This window comes from Candidatus Chromulinivoraceae bacterium (genome assembly GCA_035478595.1).
Classification (GTDB): Bacteria; Patescibacteriota; Saccharimonadia; order Saccharimonadales; family Saccharimonadaceae; genus CAMLKC01.
In genome coordinates, this window is record DATIJL010000016.1 from 52570 (window position 1) to 71240 (window position 18671).

Annotated in this window: 20 protein-coding genes and 1 pseudogene; 8 read left to right on the forward strand and 13 right to left on the reverse strand. The window is 48.3% G+C overall.

Annotation, left to right across the window (positions count from 1 at the left end; translation table 11 throughout):
• Window positions 1–5 precede the first annotated feature (5 nt).
• Together thyA and rplA are read right to left on the reverse strand one after the other, a co-directional pair.
• Complete coding sequence (gene thyA, locus VLG36_05030) at window positions 6–923, reverse strand: thymidylate synthase (protein HSW78137.1); 918 nt, start codon at window positions 921–923, stop codon at window positions 6–8.
• Window positions 924–1046: 123 nt separating this feature from the next.
• Window positions 1047–1736, reverse strand: a pseudogene (gene rplA / locus VLG36_05035) (50S ribosomal protein L1).
• Window positions 1737–2087: 351 nt separating this feature from the next.
• On the opposite strand from rplA, the gene VLG36_05040 reads away from it, so the two are divergent.
• Window positions 2088–2579, forward strand: a complete 492-nt coding sequence (locus VLG36_05040) for a hypothetical protein (protein ID HSW78138.1) — start codon at window positions 2088–2090, stop codon at window positions 2577–2579.
• 174 nt (window positions 2580–2753) lie between these two features.
• On the opposite strand, the gene VLG36_05045 is transcribed toward VLG36_05040, so the two are convergent.
• The 9 genes from VLG36_05045 to VLG36_05085 all read right to left on the reverse strand — a co-directional run bounded on the left by VLG36_05045 (window position 2754) and on the right by VLG36_05085 (window position 10554).
• Complete coding sequence (locus tag VLG36_05045; protein ID HSW78139.1) at window positions 2754–3101, reverse strand: hypothetical protein; 348 nt, start codon at window positions 3099–3101, stop codon at window positions 2754–2756.
• Window positions 3102–3218: 117 nt separating this feature from the next.
• Complete coding sequence (locus tag VLG36_05050) at window positions 3219–3473, reverse strand: hypothetical protein (protein HSW78140.1); 255 nt, start codon at window positions 3471–3473, stop codon at window positions 3219–3221.
• A gap of 137 nt (window positions 3474–3610) precedes the next feature.
• On the reverse strand, window positions 3611–3856 hold the full coding sequence (locus VLG36_05055) for a hypothetical protein (GenBank protein HSW78141.1): 246 nt from the start codon (window positions 3854–3856) through the stop codon (window positions 3611–3613).
• Window positions 3857–4177: 321 nt separating this feature from the next.
• Window positions 4178–4714 (reverse strand): NUDIX domain-containing protein, encoded by a 537-nt coding sequence (locus VLG36_05060; GenBank protein HSW78142.1) that lies wholly within the window; start codon window positions 4712–4714, stop codon window positions 4178–4180.
• 35 nt (window positions 4715–4749) lie between these two features.
• Window positions 4750–7194: a DNA ligase D gene (ligD, locus tag VLG36_05065; protein ID HSW78143.1), complete on the reverse strand. Its 2445-nt coding sequence runs from the start codon at window positions 7192–7194 to the stop codon at window positions 4750–4752.
• A 4-nt stretch (window positions 7195–7198) separates the two neighbouring features.
• Entirely contained in the window at window positions 7199–7966 is a 768-nt protein-coding gene (locus VLG36_05070; GenBank protein HSW78144.1) for a Ku protein, read from the reverse strand.
• Window positions 7967–8153: 187 nt separating this feature from the next.
• Entirely contained in the window at window positions 8154–9227 is a 1074-nt protein-coding gene (locus tag VLG36_05075) for a hypothetical protein (protein HSW78145.1), read from the reverse strand.
• 29 nt (window positions 9228–9256) lie between these two features.
• Entirely contained in the window at window positions 9257–9955 is a 699-nt protein-coding gene (locus VLG36_05080) for a hypothetical protein (GenBank protein ID HSW78146.1), read from the reverse strand.
• 173 nt (window positions 9956–10128) lie between these two features.
• The gene (locus VLG36_05085) at window positions 10129–10554 is read right to left on the reverse strand and encodes a 50S ribosomal protein L11 (GenBank protein HSW78147.1); all 426 of its coding nucleotides are present in this window, start codon (window positions 10552–10554) and stop codon (window positions 10129–10131) included.
• A gap of 171 nt (window positions 10555–10725) precedes the next feature.
• Between VLG36_05085 and VLG36_05090 the strand changes: the two genes are divergently transcribed.
• The 7 genes from VLG36_05090 to VLG36_05120 all read left to right on the forward strand — a co-directional run bounded on the left by VLG36_05090 (window position 10726) and on the right by VLG36_05120 (window position 17668).
• Window positions 10726–11157: a hypothetical protein gene (locus tag VLG36_05090; GenBank protein ID HSW78148.1), complete on the forward strand. Its 432-nt coding sequence runs from the start codon at window positions 10726–10728 to the stop codon at window positions 11155–11157.
• 163 nt (window positions 11158–11320) lie between these two features.
• On the forward strand, window positions 11321–12610 hold the full coding sequence (gene eno, locus VLG36_05095) for a phosphopyruvate hydratase (GenBank protein HSW78149.1): 1290 nt from the start codon (window positions 11321–11323) through the stop codon (window positions 12608–12610).
• Window positions 12610–13236: a 2,3-diphosphoglycerate-dependent phosphoglycerate mutase gene (locus VLG36_05100; protein HSW78150.1), complete on the forward strand. Its 627-nt coding sequence runs from the start codon at window positions 12610–12612 to the stop codon at window positions 13234–13236. Before eno ends, VLG36_05100 begins: the two co-directional genes overlap by 1 nt.
• A 44-nt stretch (window positions 13237–13280) precedes the next feature.
• Entirely contained in the window at window positions 13281–13820 is a 540-nt protein-coding gene (locus VLG36_05105; protein ID HSW78151.1) for a hypothetical protein, read from the forward strand.
• A gap of 75 nt (window positions 13821–13895) precedes the next feature.
• Window positions 13896–15089 (forward strand): penicillin-binding protein activator, encoded by a 1194-nt coding sequence (locus tag VLG36_05110; protein HSW78152.1) that lies wholly within the window; start codon window positions 13896–13898, stop codon window positions 15087–15089.
• Window positions 15090–15093: 4 nt separating this feature from the next.
• Window positions 15094–17292: an ATP-binding protein gene (locus tag VLG36_05115; protein ID HSW78153.1), complete on the forward strand. Its 2199-nt coding sequence runs from the start codon at window positions 15094–15096 to the stop codon at window positions 17290–17292.
• Window positions 17261–17668, forward strand: a complete 408-nt coding sequence (locus tag VLG36_05120; protein ID HSW78154.1) for a response regulator — start codon at window positions 17261–17263, stop codon at window positions 17666–17668. The genes VLG36_05115 and VLG36_05120 overlap by 32 nt, the downstream gene beginning before the upstream one ends.
• 30 nt (window positions 17669–17698) lie before the next feature.
• Here VLG36_05120 and nusG read toward each other — a convergent pair whose 3' ends face one another.
• Both nusG and secE read right to left on the reverse strand, forming a co-directional pair.
• Window positions 17699–18244 carry a transcription termination/antitermination protein NusG gene (nusG, locus tag VLG36_05125; GenBank protein ID HSW78155.1) on the reverse strand — a complete coding sequence of 182 codons (546 nt, stop codon included), beginning with the start codon at window positions 18242–18244 and terminating at the stop codon, window positions 17699–17701.
• 9 nt (window positions 18245–18253) lie between these two features.
• The gene (gene secE / locus VLG36_05130; GenBank protein ID HSW78156.1) at window positions 18254–18613 is read right to left on the reverse strand and encodes a preprotein translocase subunit SecE; all 360 of its coding nucleotides are present in this window, start codon (window positions 18611–18613) and stop codon (window positions 18254–18256) included.
• Window positions 18614–18671 lie beyond the last annotated feature (58 nt).

Genomic DNA, 18671 nt, shown 5'->3' on the forward strand with positions numbered 1-18671 from the left:
TTTACCTATACTGCAATCGGTGCTTTAATACCAGGATAAGGGTCGTAGCCTTCTAGTGTGAAATCATCTATCGTGAAGTCGAAGATGGATTTTATCTCTGGATTAATTTTCATAGTTGGCAATGGTCGTGGTTCGCGTGAGAGCTGCTCGTCGACTTGTTCGAGATGATTCAAGTAAAGATGAGTGTCACCAAGCGTGTGGACAAACTCGCCTGGTTCGAGACCTGTTACCTGTGCAACCATCATAGTTAGAAGTGCGTACGACGCAATGTTGAATGGCACGCCCAAAAACGTATCGGCGCTACGCTGGTATAGCTGGCAACTGAGTTTCCCGTCATTTACATAAAACTGGAACAAGGTGTGACATGGAGGCAGGCCAGCAATAGCCATTTCGTCGATATCAGCAACGTTCCAGGCAGACACTATGATGCGGCGGGAATCGGGTCTATTTTTAATCATCTCGATTGCTCTGGTGATCTGGTCGATTTCTCCGCCTTTGCCGTCTGGCCAGTGGCGCCATTGGTAACCATACACAGGTCCAAGTTCGCCATATTTTACGGCGAATTCGTGATCAGATTTAACCTTCTCTATAAACTCAGTGAGCTTAGCGTTCCATTCGTCGGAACCCGTTGCAGGAATCTCCTGGTCGGTTGCCTGTAGGTAGGCCTTGAATGGCCATTCGTTCCAGATGTTTACATTGTTTTGTACGAGATATTCGATGTTGCTACTGCCCTGTAAAAACCACAGCAGCTCATGAATAATACCTCGAAGGAATAGTTTTTTCGTCGTAATGGCCGGAAACCCTTCGCTCAGGTCAAAGTGCATCTGGCGACCAAAGACACTTTTTGTACCCGTTCCGGTTCTATCTGTTTTCTCGTGTCCGTTTGTTTTTATATCCTGGAGCAAGTCCAAATACTGGCGCATACCTCATCCCTCTCTACCCTTAATATTTCCAGTATGACATATTACTGTTGGTTTGATTGTTGTGCTTTTTGGAAATAAAAATGCCTCGCTGTAAAAAAGCGAGGCATTTTTATGAAATAGATATTATTTAACGATATCTTCTACTTTGATGCCAGGCCCCATGGTTGTTGAGATGCTGGTTGATTTAACGTAGGCACCCTTAAGGCTTGATGGCTTCTGGCTCTGTAGACTGTCAAAGAATGCCTTAGCGTTCTCTGCGAGCTTTTCAGCGCCAAACGATACCTTACCAATTGAAAGGTGTACGATACTTTGCTTGTCAACGCGGTATTCAACCTTACCAGCTTTGGCTTCAGAAACAGCCTTTACGACGTCAGTTGCAACGGTACCCGCCTTAGGGTTTGGCATAAGGCCGCGTGGCCCTAGGAGGCGAGCGTATTTACCAAGTTTTGGCATGTACTGAGGAGTTGCAATAAGCGTGTCAAAGTTGAGTTCTTCTTTTTCAAGCTGTTTCAAGAACTCTTCGTCACCGATAACATCGGCACCGGCTTTTTTGGCACCAGCGTGCTCTGCCTCTGGGGCAAAGACTGCAACACGAATAGTCTTACCGCTACCGTTTGGTAGGGATACAGTACTACGGACGTTCTGGTCAGCCTGACGTGGATCAACACCAAGACGAACGTGAACTTCTACAGATGCGTCAAACTTAACAGGGTTAGTTTTGGTTGCAAGCTCGAGGGCATCAGCGAGTGAGTAAGTCTTACCTTTTTCAACAAGCTCAGCAAGTTTACGGTAGCTTTTACCACGACGTTCGAGAAGTGGACGGGTAACTGGCTTAGGTCCTTTTTTAGTATGAGCTTCTGCTTCCTCGGATTGAGGAGTAGTGTCGCCAGCTTCCTTGCGAGCTTCTTTTTCTGCTTTTTCGGTAGCCTCGCGAGCGGCTTTGTCGCTACGTTTACCGGCCTTTGCAGTGGCTTTTTCTTCAGTAGTAGCCTCTGCTTCAGTCTCTACAGCTCCGACTGTTGCAATTGCAGCTTCAATCTCTGCAATTGTGTTCTTTTCGGTTACTTCGAGCTTGAGCTCTTTGGCTTGCTCGAGTAATTCGGCTTTTTTAGCCATAGGTATAAACCCTTTCTGTGGTGCAAGCGGCCTTCAGGCCTCCCAACATTGATTATTTATAACGTTATTGTATCATTTTTAGATAATTTTATCAATGGATCATGTGTCCGCTCGCCTCGGGGAAAATTCCCAGGCGAGCGGACACTACTTTCAACGCCAGAGCGTCTCTACATACCTGCCAGCGCGTGTGCGAATGGTCATGATGACCTTGCCACCCTGCTCGTCACGAACATCGAGGTCGATGTATTCGACGCCACCTATGGCGACGGCGCACGGATTGACATGGCAGGCCTGTTCGAACAGTGTTCCCTTGCCTACGACCACATCCCGGGGCCGGTTGGCTGCGGGCTGCAGGATCTGTTCGTTGAGCCACCTCTTGAGCTGGATCTCCAGGGGACGTCGACGGACGTGTCTCATTTTGTCGAGCACTACTCTCACCTCTCCGGTCTAGAAAGTCGAATCATTATGACATTTTTTCAAAATAAGTGCAAACATTCGCTATGTATGCATGACAGCGGAGACTCGGTACGTATAGGTTAAGTGCGCTGGCTCGATCCTTCTTGGACAAGCTGATCGAAAGCCTTTCGGTCACCGTCGAGAACCGTTTAATCAAGGTATGGTAGACCCGAGATTCCTTGACCGATAAATGCATTGCTGGTGTTTTGTAAATGATTTCAGATTGTACGTGACGAGCGGGGCGGCTGTCGCGTACGATTAGAGCATTCTGTTTGCGAGAAACACGAGTGCGTTGCGTCCTCGCGTATTTCCTCGAAGCGTCTGAAGGATTGCATTTTGTACGATCCTTCGTCGGTCTTCATCACCCTGGATGATGATGTCGTACTCTTCGATTGAGGTGAACTGCCTACTCGGCATGCTCCGGAGGTGAACAACCTCAACACCCTCGATATCACTGAGCTCATCGGGTTCCAACCTGGCCCAAAACGTTTTGAGTCGCAACCGCACACTACCTTCTTGTACGACAGTGTGTGCTCGGTCGACCTTGACGAATGGTACTTCTTTCTTCATGGCTTCTCCGTTCCGCCTGCCCCGCTCGTCGTTCATTATTTAACTATGTTCGAATGTGTGTAACAAGTGTATATGCTTATGATATGAAAAGAGCCCACCTGAAGGGCCGACGGTGGACGCTGGAATGCGGCCACGGGCTCTCTTCATGTGGGCTTAGACCCGGATCTCGCCGCTCTTGGCGAGCTTCTCGATCTCTGCGGTGAGGCGGACGACGGCGTCCGTCGGGCTGGTGCCGGCGGGCACGATCAGTACGACGGTGTTCATGTCGACGCTCTGGAAGCCGCCGGGGATCAGCAGGCCGCTCTTGATCATGGCGTCGCCGATCTTGTAGTGACCCGCTCCCGGGAAGCGCACGAGTGCGGCCTGGCCGAACGCGACGTCCAGCTCGGGGCCCTGGGACTGCGGCATGAGTGCCTCCTCTTTGTCACTGCGCGAAAAGGTCTTTCTCGCGACGACAGTAACAACTCGTGTAATAATAACATATATACGCTAAAAAGTAAAGAGAGAGGATTATGCACCCTCTCTCTTTACTTACCTTTGTTCAGCTAGAATACGCTGAGCAGAGTCCAATTACTGCCTTCGCTGCGAAGACGGTAGTTTTGGCGACCGTCTGTCATCGTGAAGATCTGCGAGATCCGCTCACCGCTTCGTACAACGGTTCGCAGCCCGGCGTCGATAAAATCGTACGTCGTGCCCTGAAACTCGATGCGTCGTGGGTAGGCGCGCATACCGCGGCTAAAGCCGATTGCGGTAACGTCAACTGGGCTGTTAATGGTAGTTTGATCTTTCATATTCGTACTCCCTTACTCTAAAGATGATTTTTTTGATTTTTGGTAAAGAAAAAACTGACAACAAGAAAATTGGTCAGTTGCGGATTTATAGAGCAGCTACAAGGAGACAAATAACACCGCCTATATTATTTGCTGTATCACCTGAAGTAGCGATTGAATATGTAGTCCGTGCAGGGGCGCTTAACAACTGTCAGTGTGCATGCCGGCTTGTATTGTATAAAGGTCTGCTAGTAAAAAGGCTCTCCACCAGTACTCTCATGACCTTCTTTATTATAGCGCTTCGGCCAGTTAAACGGTCAATGGCATAAGCAGTTTTTACAACTATTTATATGTCTTAGCGGGGACAGCTTCCCACTCGGCAAGTACGTGGTTGAACCCGAATAAGGCGATCTGCCTGACATTCTCCGGAATAAGTGACTCATCGAACACAAGCAGCTCTTTTTTAGTCAGTAATTTAATGGTGGTCGATTCGCCTTCGACTGGTTTTTGAGTGGGCGCTTTGCTTGCCGTAAAGGCGTATGCGATATCAGTATGAAAATGATCGATACCATTACCAAATGGGTGCGTGCTGTGCGCAAGTGGCACGGGGTGAACGGTTGCGTCTGGTAGCTGCGGAACACGGTGGGTCGGCTGTAATATGGCAAGATCCTCCAGGAGATACCCGGATTCTTCTTCAAGCTCATGGCTTATAGCTTGCCATGGTGTTTCGTTAAGCTCGATGTGGCCGCCGAACTGCATGTATTTGCCGATCTTTTTATGAAGATGCAGCATAATTTTAGGTTCGCTAAAATCAGTTCTAAATACGTAGGCACTTGCCGTGTGGTCGTGCTGGCCGGGTTCGGTGTGAACGTGTGGCATGTTTTTTTATGTTCCCCTTGTATGGGGCTATGATATCACGATTCGAGTGACTTCAAGATCGTAGAAATATCAACACCTTTGCCAAGAACAGGCTTCCATAAATCGCCTACTGCATCTAGCCGTTTGTGGGCATTCTTAATGGTAAAGTCGGCTGGTTTGAGGCCCGGCTTTATTTCATCCCAGTGTAGCGGCATAGAAACGCTGGCATCTGGTGTGGGACGGAGTGAATACGGTGCCGCGAGGGTTTGACCTTCTCTGTTTTGGAGAAAATCAAGGTAAATGCGGTGCGGCCGCTTAGCCGGCATACGCTCTACGCTGGTAAGTTTAGGTAGGCGCTTGTTTATCTCGAGCACCAGTAAGTGAGCAAAGTTTTTGGCTTGTTCGTAACTATATTTTGTTCCAAGGGGTACATAAATATGAATGCCAGTCTTGCCAGATGTCTTAGGCAGGCAGGCTACGCCCCATTCGTCGCACACTTTTTTGACTTCTAACGCTACGGTAATAACGTCTTTAAACGTGACACCCTCTGGGTCGAGGTCAATCACAAGCCAATCAGGTGTATTGAGATGTCCAACCCGTGAGTTCCATGGGTTTATCTCGATACTGCCAAGTTGCACAGCATACAGTAGTGTTTCAAGCTTACCTCCTACCATCCAGTGGAGTGTATCATTATGAGAGTCTGAAAATATGTCTGTTGCTGGAACCCAATCTGGCAGGTGCTCCATGTTCTTTTGGAAAAAACCTTCGCCAGTTATACCATTGGGCTGTCGCAATAGAGACAGCGGACGATCTTTAAGATACGGCAGTATAAAATCAGCCGCCGATTCGTAGTAGTCGACAATATCACCCTTGGTATAACCCATTTTTGGAAAAAATACTTTATCGAGATGAGTAAATTCTACGTGGCCTTTTTTCATAGGAGCCTCCTCCTTTTGCGTAATTGTAGCCGGCTTCTCGTGGTGGACGGCTGTTGGTTTTTTATCAGGGCGAAGTCCCTCGAATACTGGCTGGCGCATGCGGCTATCGCTTGTCCATTCGCTAAAACTCATTTCACATACGAGCTCTGGGCGTACCCAGTGGACGGTTGCGTTTGGCTTCGGTTCTGTCGCGAATGGCGATGTTTTGCGCTCAAGCTTGTCTAATTTTTCACGTAGGAGTTTGCGTTGGTTATCTGGAATGCCACCGCCTGAATGCCCTGTATAGATAAATTTCTCACCTTCGTACATACCGACAACAAGCGAACCTAGATATTGCCGTCCTCCGCGAGGCTCAGTAAAGCCGCCTATGACGACCTCTTGGCGCAAATGGGTCTTAATTTTTAGCCATGCTGAACCTCGATTGTTTTCGCGGTAAGGACTGTCAGCTTTTTTAGCCACGATACCCTCAAGATGTTGGGCTTGAATCTGTTCGAATAGTTTCTCGCCTTTGGTCTCGATCGCATCGCCAAACCGAATAGCCGAATGCTCGGGTAGGATAGATTGTAGAAGTTTCTTACGCTGAAAGAGTGGCATCTCTCGCACATCACGACCATCACACCATAAAATGTCAAAAACATAGTAGACCAGTTGACCTGTGGGGCTGGTGCGCCAGTTTTGTAGCGCTTCAAAATGCGGACGACCTTCTTTATCTATAACTACAATCTCTCCGTCTAGAATCACATCGTGTTTAAGTGCACGCACGGCCTCAACAACTGGAGGATAGTGCTCACTAAAGTCATTGTCGGTACGGGAGTACAAACTAACCTCGTCTCGATGCTTGCTTGCAATGGCACGATAGCCATCCCACTTCATCTCAAACAGCCAGCCGTCCTGAGAGAATGGCTTCTCAATCAGCGTGCAAAGCATCGGCTTTACCCGCCACGGTACTTTAACGAGTGGGTACGTAGAAATATCAAAGGCTAGATGCCCAGTATGACCATCAAGATCATCCACTTTAAGACCGCTTATTACTGAGCGGTCTTCTTTTGTAATGTCTGCTGCCGTAGCTTCTTCGTCACCTTTTTTAATGAGCAGCCAGGCGTGTTCGTCTTTGCCGTACATTTTTATAAGAGCAAACTCGCCTTTTAGTTTTTTACCGTGTAAAAAGAATGTTAGGTGGCCCTTCTGTAGCTCTTCTCGTATCGTATCTTCGTCGTTCGATTTGTCATGATAGGGCTCATATGTGCCTTTATCCCAAATAATCACTTTGCCGGCACCGTAGTTACCTTCTGGAATCACACCTTCAAAGGTACGGTATTCGTACGGATGATCTTCAACTTGTACAGCTAAGTGCCTGTCGTGCGGGTTCATAGATGGACCTTTCGGCACGGCCCAGCTTTTTAAGACACCGTCTAGTTCGAGGCGAAAGTCGTAATGTAGTTGTGATGCGTGATGCTCTTGAACGACAAATGAAAGCTTTTTACTTTTACTTTTTTTAACAGTACCCTGAGGTTCGGGGGTCTTACTAAATGAACGTTTGGAAAAGTATTTTCCTAACCCCACGAGGTTATTCTTCCTTCAAACTCGCTTTAAGTGCAGTCATAAGGTCTTTAGCCTGGGTATCGGGCTGCTTGGATGGTCGTTTTTTGAGTTTTTTGCCCTTGGTTTTGGCTTCAATAAGGTCTTCGAGTTCTTCGGTAAACGTGTCTTCGTAGTCCTCGGGAATAAACGGCTTGGTTTCCTGTGAGATTAATTTAAGTGCAACCTTGACTTCGTCTTTAGTGACACTCGTTTCAGATGGAAACTTAAGCTCGGTCGCTTCTCGTAGGTCGGTTGGAAATCGCATTTGCGTCAGTACGAGTGCTCGACCAACGGGCTTAATAACGCCTAGATGTTCACGCTCACGCATTACAAACGTTACAAGCGCGGATTTGCCTGAGCTTTCTAGGGCTCCGCGAAGGAGCGCATAAGCTTTGTCACCACCTTTGGTTGGCTCGAGATAATATGGGTGCTCGTAGTAACGGATGTCGATCTCGTCTTCGTCGACAAAGTGCTGAATATCTATCGTTTCAGTCTGTTCACTATCGAGTTTTTCCAGGTCTTTTTTCGTAAGCACTACGTAATCGCCATCACGGTACTCGTAACCTTTTACGATATCGTTCCATGGCACTTCTTCGCCATCTTTTCGGCAAATACGAGCATAACGAATGGGAGAGTTATCGTCCTTATGAAGCATATCTAGGTCTATCCCCTCGTGTGGATTGACACCGCTATATAACCGTACCGGTATATTAACGAGTCCAAAGCTGATTGATCCGCTCCATAATGCACGCATACATTCATATTAGCAAAGCCTTGATAATAGTGCTAATGGTTTATATTCTATCTTCTAATTTTGAAGATGAAAAAGGCCACGTGGTTAGCGTGGCCTTAGCTCCGGGATTTCCGGGGCTTAGTTTGTGTCCGTCATCTAAACGGTCACAAGCCGGATGGGTAACCGCTTCCGGCGGGCGGGCTCATGGTCAGCTCAGCGTGATGCCGAGCTTCTCCCAGCGTGCGCGCAGCTCAGGCGACACCTCTCGGGTGCGTCCGGTCAGCTCGGTCTCGAGCTGACGCCTGGCCTCCTCGGAGGCGTTGAGCTGTTCGCGTAGCGTCTGAAGTTCCGTGGCGTGTTGCGTACGCAGCCGGCTGAGCTCGCCTCCGTGCGTACGCGCGATTCGCTGCTTTTCTTGCTCAGCGTCAAGGAGCTTCCGCTGGAGCTTCTCGATCGTGGTGTTTGCCACTTCGAGGCTCGTGGTGAGCTGTTCGAGGATAGCCGGGTCGATGTGAGTCGACCGAGCCGTCTCCAGCTCACTAGTGAGCTGGACTACTCTCTTCTCCAGCGTCTCGATGATCTTGACCAACTGCTCCAGCTGGTCGACCGCCTCTCCTTGGGTGAGCGGCGGCTGGTCGATCATCTTGTCCTCCTCGATGGAGGTTGCCGGTAGACGAAGCTCGTATACCGCCTCGTTCCGCTTGCTGGTAGGGTCCCGATGGAGGTCCCGATGGCTGACCAGGTGACTGAACACCTGCTCGGCCAAGGGCTTGGCGAGGACGGGCTGGACATCGTGGAGTTCGATTACTACTCCCACGATGATACCCAGCACCTCGACGCGTCCCATGCGGATCTTGCCGGCCTGGTGGAGCCGCTCGATGGCGAGCTCGGCCGTCGTGACGACGGTCTCCTCCACATCGGGGGAGACGTAGGTTGTTGTGACGGGTCCGACCTCGTCGTTGGTCAGCCTGGACGACAGGATTCTCCCGTCGGCGTACTGCGGCTGACACGTTCTGTTCATGCCTTTCGGAGCGGCCATGGTGGCCTCCTCACTTTCGGTGGTGGGGATGGTGGCGTTCGGAAGCGCGATCGTCTCGAAGCGGTTGCCGTTCACTTCGATGACGATCTTGCCGTCGGTGGCCATCTGGCGCAGGAGCGCACAGAGGGTACCACGCATGCCAGCTCGAAGCGTCAGGGTGCGGCGCAACTTGTCGACGGCATCATTACTGCCACTGGCAAGAATGAATCCGTCGTACTGCTCGCCCAGGGCCTGGAGAACCATGCCTGGACGAGCGTTGTTCGAAGTGGACATCAGCTCTCCTTATCTCCGTAGGTGGATGCGAGTCTGCCAAGAGTCCTGGCCAGGTCGCTGGAAACAGGAGTCCTGCTTCCCTGCAACTTGGCGATTTCTTCCAGCAGACCGGGTACCTTATCGGCTTCGGGTCGAAGTTCTTCGATCCTCCGTGTCAGATTGCGGACGGTCTGCCGCACTTCGGCGAGAGTAGCCTCAAGTCCGCGAATCTGCGTCTCGGCGGTCTCTCGTTTCGTGTTTGCGCGGCTTGTGCGTCTCTGCTCTTTCTCGAACGCCGCCCGTAGGGCTGTGATCGTTCCTTCGAGTGTGGTGATCTGCTCGCGTAGGAGTTGCTCGACGGACGGTTCAGCCTCCTCCGGCTCACTTGTGGCCGGCCTTCGGGAGGCTTGACCAGGTCGAGTCTTCGTGACTCTCACTGATCCGTTGCCTGTCGTGAAGGTGCGGGGCACCTGCAGCAGTGACTGACGTGGAGCGATGTAGATGACGTTCCCAGCAAGCACTCCTTCGAGGAGTCCGATCTTCCTTGCGCGGTGCAGACCGCGGAGTATGATCGCTATCTCTGCTGGGGGAAGATCTACTTCTGCTCCGAGCGCACGAGGCGCGTCAGAGACTACTTGCGGGTCTCCCGTCTCTTCTAGACGTTCGAACAGAGCTTCTGCTGCTCGTAGAACGGCAGCTCGCTTCTCCTCTTTATTCATCCTTCTCCCTAATCGTGATCGAGGACGATAAAATTATATCATTTTTTTCGAATAAATGCAAAACACACCATGCTTAGAAGGACGAGTAATGACGCTGGCTGTTCGTGCCATCTTTTGCTCATAAAAAACACGACCATTTTTCAGGTCGTGTTTTTTATGAGATTGAAGTGGGATTAGTCGACGACTTCGACACCCATTGAGCGTGCGGTGCCGGCGATAACTTTAACGCGACCATCCATATCGATAGCGTTAAGGTGGTCTTTCTTAGATTCTGCGATAGCTTCAAGCTGCGCGCGAGTAATCTTACCAACCTTTTCGGCGTGTGGTTTGCTGCTACCTTTTTTGATACCGATAGCTTCGCGGATAGCGTCGTCTACTGGCTGACCAAGAGACTTCCAGGTAAAGGTACGGTCTTCGAACACTTGGAGGTGAACGATAACGTCTTTACCCATATCGCCTTTGGTAGCGTCGTTAAATGGGTTAATGAAATCCATCATGTTCAGGCCCCATTGACCGAGGGTAGAACCTACTGGAGGACCTGCAGTTGCGCGGCCGGCTGGCACGCGGAACTTGATGTTTCCGATAACTTTTTTAGCCATTGAATTATTTTCCTTCTTTTGTACTCGTATTACCGAGTGCGTAACGGTTATTTATTGTAGCAAAAACGTTCTGGTTTTTCAAGGTGGTCACTATAAAATAAAAACTCCCAAGGGGACTGATCCGACCCGGTGCTCGCGGTAAAATGCGAGCACCGGGTCGAATGAGGGATCTTGTCGGTATTACCCAATCAGCTCCTTGTACGCACGGTTGACAGTGCGCGGGTTGCGGCACTCCGCCTCCAGTCGAGCGTACTTACGCCCGGCGCGGCAGCTGCCCCGCTGCCAGCTCTTCCTGGCGGAATTGTCAGCCTGGATGCTGGCGTAGAAGCTCTTGGTACCATGGTTCGCGCGAAGCTTGTACTTCTTGCCCACGCGACTCATGGAGCGAGCAGCGGGGTTGACGCGGCGCGATTGCTGCGAGGTGGCGATTTGGCTCAGACCGTAGACCGTCCACGCGAGGTCGATTTCGCGCTGGATCTTGGTGGTGTCGGGCTCTTCTTCGCCCCACGCCATCCACGCCAGTTCGATGTCGATTGTGCGGTTCAGGCTCACGAAGTCGAACGGCTCGACGATGCTGCTCTCGCGGGTGGAAACACTGATTGACAAGAGTGCTCCTCGTATTGGTCACCAGTACTTACACTGGCGAACTGGTTGCTTATATTATCATATTGCTTATAATTGTCAATGATCATGTTGTAATGTGACCTCTTTCGCTATGCATAAGCGAGGTGTAATATAGGACTGCAAGTAATTGGAGGAACTATTTATGGATATTGCACGAATTCACGCCCGACAAATTATTGATTCTCGAGGAAACCCCACTGTTGAAGCGGACGTAGTACTAAGCGACGGTACGCTTGGCCGTGCGGCTGTGCCCTCTGGCGCATCAACTGGCAGTAATGAAGCTGTCGAACTCCGTGACGGTGGTAGTGATTTTGGCGGTAAGGGCGTTATGAAGGCGGTTGGAAACGTTAATGGAATTATCGCTGAAAAGCTCATTGGTATGGATGCCTCTGATCAGCGCGTGCTCGATAAGACGTTGATCGATCTGGATGGCACGCCAAACAAAGGCAATCTAGGCGCAAACGCAATCTTAGCCGTTTCGCTTGCAGCTGCTAAAGCCGTCGCTCTTTCAAAAGGTATTCCATTGTATGGATACTTCCGTTCACTTGCAGAGGAGAATGGCGACTTCCTCTTGCCCGTTCCAATGATGAACATTATCAATGGCGGTAAGCACGCGGCTGGCTCTACTGATATTCAAGAGTTTATGATTATGCCAGTCGGAGCTCCTACCTTTACTAAGGCAATCCAAATGGGCGCGGAAATTTTCCATGCACTAGCTAAGGTACTTAAGGAAAACGGCTACGGCACGACTGTCGGTGATGAGGGTGGCTATGCGCCTCATGTTAAAAAAGGTAATGCCGAAGCGCTTGAGTTGATTAGCGCTGCGGTAGAAAAAGCTGGTTACGAATTGGGTAAGGACGTTGTATTAGCGTTGGATGTTGCAGCAAGCGAGCTGTATGAAGATGGCAAGTATCATCTTGCAACCGAAAATCGTAGTCTAAGTTCGGATGAAATGGTTGAATGGTTGGCGGAGTTAGCGGAAAAATACCCGATAGCCTCTATCGAGGATGGCCTGGCCGAGGATGACTGGGACGCTTGGAGCAAACTCACGAAACGCATAGGTACTAAGCTGCAGATTGTTGGCGATGATCTACTTGTCACGAACGTTAGTTTCTTAAAGCGTGGTATCGATGAAAAGGCTGCAAATGCGATTTTAATTAAGCTCAATCAAATTGGTACACTGAGTGAAACTATTGATGCGGTCGCTATGGCCCATGAAGCGGGCTGGAATGCAGTTATCTCGCATCGTTCAGGAGAGACAGAGGATACGACGATCGCTCATCTTGTCGTCGGACTTGCGACAGGTCAGATTAAGACAGGTTCAATGAGTCGCACTGACCGCGTGGCTAAATACAACGAGTTGCTCCGCATTGAAGAAGAACTTGGCGCAGAGGCAAAATATGCTGGCCGTGACGCTTTGGGGATGAATTAATGGCATATCTGGTACTTGTCCGTCACGGACAGTCTGAGTGGAACCTTCTAGGCCAATGGACGGGTCTTACGGATGTATCTTTAACGGATGATGGCCGTGAAGAAGCCCGCCGAGCTGCACGTACACTAGAAGATATCGATCTTCATCGTGCCTATACCTCAAAATTGAAACGCGCCAAGCATACACTCGATGAGATTATGGAGCATCTGGATTACAAGGACATTCAGCGAAGTGAGCACGAAGAGCTTAACGAACGCGACTACGGCGATCTAACCGGCAAAAACAAGTGGCAGGTCAAAGAAGAATATGGCGAAGAGAAGTTTATGAAATGGCGTCGTAGCTGGGATCACCCCGTGCCGGGCGGCGAAACTCTCAAAGACGTTTCCGGTCGCGTACTTCCTTTTTATGAACAACATATTCTCAATGATCTCAAAAACGGTAAAAATGTTATTGTAGCAGCACATGGCAATTCACTACGCGCACTCATAAAACACCTCGATAGAATCGCCGATGATGACGCGCATACGGTTGAGATTATGACCGGTGAAGTCATAGTGTATGAGGTCGGCGAAGCTGGCGAGCTGCTTAAAAAAGAGATTCGTCTAACGAATGATAAAAAAGTCTAAAACTTAACCACTCATCGTGCTTATGGTTTATACTAAAAAGCACGATGAAAAAGCTATCAGGCCGTGTGGTGAGCGTCAATATTCTAGGTCTTCTAGGATATATGAGCTCGCTACTGGCCTGGTTGTTATTTGTGGCTGCTTTTTTTGTGTTGCTTGCCGATAGTTCTTTTATGACTATGCCGAATAATCAGCCGTTTGTACAAATACTTCCTATTCCGGATAACTTGACCGGTGTTGCGTCTATGGCTAGCTATGGAGTTACGGCTGTCGCCATTATCGTCACGATAATTATTTTTATAGCATTTCCATACTTTGTAAGTAAGAACTTATCCCGATTCATGCGATATATTCTTAAGGCTTTTAAAATAACCCAAACAAACTGGCATATGTGGCTCGTTAAGGGGCTTGTGACAGCTCTTCCAGCTGTTGGTCTTGCAATCATGACGCTGTGTGGTGTTCAAGGAGATACGGCAGTTGCAATCTATGTTGTCGTATTCTTTGCTGCTCTGCTTGCCTTTGCTCTTTTTTCTTTTCAATATTTTCTAGCTTGGCGTCTCGAGGTTGCTTCAAGAGATATTTGGTAAAGCTGAAACGGGGCTTGACAGACGGGACTGCTTTCACGGATGATAAATACAACATATAAGCATGAGGGTTTTACGATGCCGGAAGATGAAATACCAAATCTGTTGCATGCGGGTGGCGAAACAAATGGATTACCAGTTGCGAATAAACCTAAGAAGAAATGGCTTATACCTTTGTTGATCGGCCTTACGGTACTTATAGTAGTAGTCGCTGGTGCTTGGGCCTATATGCGATACGAGGCTTCAATTGTGCAGAAGAAACCAGCTATTAAGGTTGGTGTATTGATGGCCTTTACCGGAGGTTCTAGTAATATGGGCTACGGCACAATGAAAGGTATCCAGCTGGCTAAAAAACAGTTGAATGCAGATAATATCGAACTTGTACAAGCAGACTCACATTGCGACCCACAAACTGCAAAGAGCGCAATGCAATCGCTAATAGATAAGGGCGTTGTTGCAGTTATTGGAGACGGCTGTTCGAGTGCTTCTCTTGCAGCTCTTCCACTGGCTAATAGTAATAAAATCCCTATGGTCAGCCCATCGGCATCTTCCGTAACACTCTCCATACCAAATGACTATTTCTTTCGGGTAATTCCTTCGGATAATTACCAAGCTGCTTATATGGCTAAGGCCATTCGCGACAAAGGTATTACGCGCGTTGCCGTATTCTACACAAACGAGCCGTATGGCTCGGCAATGAGTACAAGTTTCCAGGAACAATTTAAAACACTTGGCGGACAAGTGGCGGCAACTTCATATGCCGAACCAGACGATATTAACCTGACGACTGAGATGCAGAAACTTAAGGCGGTTAATCCGCAAGCGATCTTTATTGCACCTAACTCTCTCGTGACGGCAACGGCAGCTGTTCAGGTGGCGCGTAACGTAGGGCTCGTGGTACCGTTGTTTGGCGGGGACGTCATGTATGACAAAACCCTTATTTCTAATGCACCGACAGCGTCGAATGGATTGACGATTACCACATTCCCTACAGGATCAGATACATTTAAAAGATTAATGCTTAATGAATATAAAGTCAGCGAGCAGCTTTATGCCGCTCCACAGGCCTACGATGCTTTTGAAGCGATCTACCGCACGATTAGTAGTGGTGCAACAACAGGTGAAGCAATCCATAGCGCATTACCATCAATTAACTTTAAGGGTATGTCGGCAGATATATCGTTTGACCAAAATGGAGAAGAGCCGGGCACAAACTACACTTACGACCTGCTTCAGGTAGAAAGCGGCATCTTTACGCCAGTGGCTCGATAGCATAATGAAATTCCGACAAAAGTTTATTCTCACACTACTCCTCATTGGTCTTATACCAATGCTTGATGTCGGTATATTTGCTTATATATCTGCCAGTAACGCACTTCTAGAAAAAACCACGAATCAGTTGAACAGTACCGCGATTAAACAAACCGAACGGATTGATGCGATCGTTCAAAGTAGACAAGAGCAGGCTACTCAGGCGGCAAACCAATATGATTTGCGCGTTAGCTTGGCGCAGTACCTGGCACAGCCATCCGATGTAGCCAAGCAACATCTCAATACGATTCTCCAGGGTATGGAGGTTGGTCAGTCGGCAATGCAGTATATTCGTCTTTACGATATGACGAATACACTCATTGCCTCGTCAGTAACTGAACAATCTTCGAGTGATTATCTTTCTAAAATCATAACCCCGGGAAACGGCGATGTTAATAGTGTGCGCATCGTAAAAGATCCTCGCGACAACTCCATTAAATTAGAGGTGTCAACTCGTATTAATGCGCAGGTGATTTTGAGCGCCGTTTTTCGCACAGACGACCTCACGGCGGTCGTTCAAGACTTCACTGGTCTCGATCAGACGGGCGAGACGGTGATTGTCGGTACCGATAATATATCCCTCTTTCCTGTGCGTTTTAATATAGACGGCGCCCTACAGACGAATCTTGCCAGTCTCGATGCAAACAACACTACGTCTGGCGTTTACAAAACAGCTACTGACTACAGGGGTCATGAGGTGCTCTACGTTACTCACGCAGTAGGTCTCAGTAACTGGACAGTGATCGACAAAATTGATAAAGATGAGGCGTTGGCATCTACAGCCACTCTCCGCACGACAATGATTTGGATTATCTGTGTTGTCTGTGTGATTATTATTGCCATGGCGCTTGTTTTGACGGGCTTTTTTACTAGGCCAATCTTGCGTATGGTCGCGATAGCCAAACGTATTGGCTATGGGGATTTTTCGGCGAGTGTTTCGTTTACGCGTAAAGATGAGATTGGCATATTGGGTAATAGCATTGACTCTATGAAAGAAAATCTCAGTCAACTTATTCGAGGCATCGAATCTCAGCGAGAGCGTCTCGAGGTGATTTTAAACACTACGATTGAGGGCATTTTTGCCATTGATGAAAATTCAACCATTTTACTTGCTAACCGGTCGGCCGAAAAACTAGTAGGCGGCACGGCGAAGGACTTACTAGGTAAGAATCTCAAAGAGGTATTTTTATGGGAACAGGGCATGCAGCCTTTTACTGTTAATTACAGTGAGCAGACAGTTAAAGTATATGAGAATCTTCAGTTTACCGATAAGCAAGGCACGAAGCGGTATGTAAAGCTCATTGTTGCACCGGTACACGAAGAGCCTCAAGCTGGACGCACTCACGCTATTGTAACGATTCATGATGAGACATCGAGCCGTGAGCTTGAAAATATGAAGACTGATTTCGTATCCATGGCAGCCCACGAACTTCGCACTCCACTGACGGCTGTGCGTGGCTATCTTGAGATGGCATCGACAAAAGGCCACGAACAAGATAGTGTCTTGTATGTAACGAAAGCTCTCAGAAATATCAATGAATTAAGCGGTCTTATAAATAACCTCCTTGATGTGACGCGTATTGAGCGTGGTACATTGGTATTGAATATGGAAAAAATAGACCTTGCAAGCTGCGTTGCGCATGCCTACGAAGACGCACGATTTCTTGCTGAAGATCGCCAAATTAGCCTCTCCTATAGTGGTCCACAAAAAGATAAGTATGTTGTTGGTGATCTGATTTCGCTACGTGAAATTGTAAATAATCTCTTATCTAACGCGATTAAATATACTCTTCCGGGTGGTACGGTAGTTATGGACTTGCAAGAGACTTCAGCCGATGCCTACACAGTTACCGTAAAAGATACGGGCGTGGGCATATCTAAAGAAGCACAGAAGTATCTATTTAATAAGTTCTACCGTGTCCATGGTGGTCTTGATAGCGGTAGCAAGGGCACGGGACTCGGACTTTATATTGCAAGATCGATCGCCGAGCGTCACGAAGGTACTATTTCGGTAACATCAGAAGAAGGAAAAGGATCAGCTTTTACCCTTACGCTTCCTATATTTACCGATGAACACCTTCAGACACTGCGCGCAGATACAGATAAAAAAGACACTATGACAAGGAGAAAACGTGGCTGGGTTACAAAAAATATTACTCGTTGAGGATAATATAGAACTACGCTCAATATACGAGCAGTATCTAAAAAGACGTGGGTATACAGTTACCGTTGCCGTTGATGGAGAAGATGCTCTACGTCTAGGCAAGGAGTTTCGCCCCGAACTCGTTTTTCTAGATATTATGATGCCTAAGATTGATGGACTAAAAGTACTAAAAATGCTTCGCCACGATGAGGAGTATGGTTGTACGAGAGCTAAGATTGTTCTACTAACAAACCTAGGTGATGCCAGTCGGGTCGATCCTAAGGTTCAAAAAGATATGGACGGCTATGTTATTAAAGCTGAAATAAACCTATCCGATCTTATAGATATTATCAAGTCGTTTGAAGGTCTCGAAACAAAACAAAACAGCGCCGAATAGGCGCTGTTGTTTTTATGTAACTCTATTGAGCTAAACTTTTTTGACCTGAAGTGCGTCGAGCTCTACTGGAGTATCGCGGCCAAACATGCTGACCATAACTTTAATCTTGCCCTTTTGGGTGTCGATTTCAGCGATAGCACCGTCAAAGCCTTTGAATGGCCCATCGGTGATAGAAACGACTTCACCTTCTGAAAAGTCGATGTGGTGCTTAGGGTCTTCAACGCCCATACGCTTTTTAATCTTGGCAATCTCAGAGTCTGAAACTGGTGTTGGCTCGGTGCCGCTACCAACAAAGCCCGTAACGCCAGGGGTATTACGAACGATGTACCAGGTTTCGTCAGTAAGCTTCATCTCGACGAGGGCATAGCCCTGGAAGATTTTCTTCTCGACGACCTTGCGCTTACCGTTCTTGATTTCAATTTGCTTTTCCTTTGGCACCATGACGTCAAAAATCTTGTCGGCCATGTCGACCGCGTTAATACGCTGACGAATACTTTCGGCTACTTTTTCTTCGTAACCACTATAGGTGTGAATAGCGTACCATTGGCGGGTGGAGTCGTATCGGTTTTTTGACATTGTTTTCTCTTATCCTAAAATTAGTTGAAATAAATATTTAAATAGTGCGTCGAGGAGCAAAATCAGTACGATGAAGAACGCGGTGAACGCAAGTACGGCTACCGTAAGTCCCCACGTTGCTCGGCGATTCGGCCAGCGGACTTCTTTTAGCTCGTACCAAGCACCGGCGAAATAACCGCCGATAGCTGGGAAGGGGTTGCGAATACCCGTTTTTCCCTCATTTGTTTGTTTTTTAGGCGTCGCTGCAGAGGCTTCGACAGTTGGTTTTTCTTTTTTGGCGGCTTGCTTAGAGTCGGTAGCGACGATTCGCGTAACCTTCGCAGCGCTCTCCGCCTTGTTAGCTGCTGGTTTTTTAGCTTTGGTTGCCAACGTTAGCTTCTCCCAAATTAAATAGCCTGCTCTAGGCAGACTGTCAAGTAACACTATA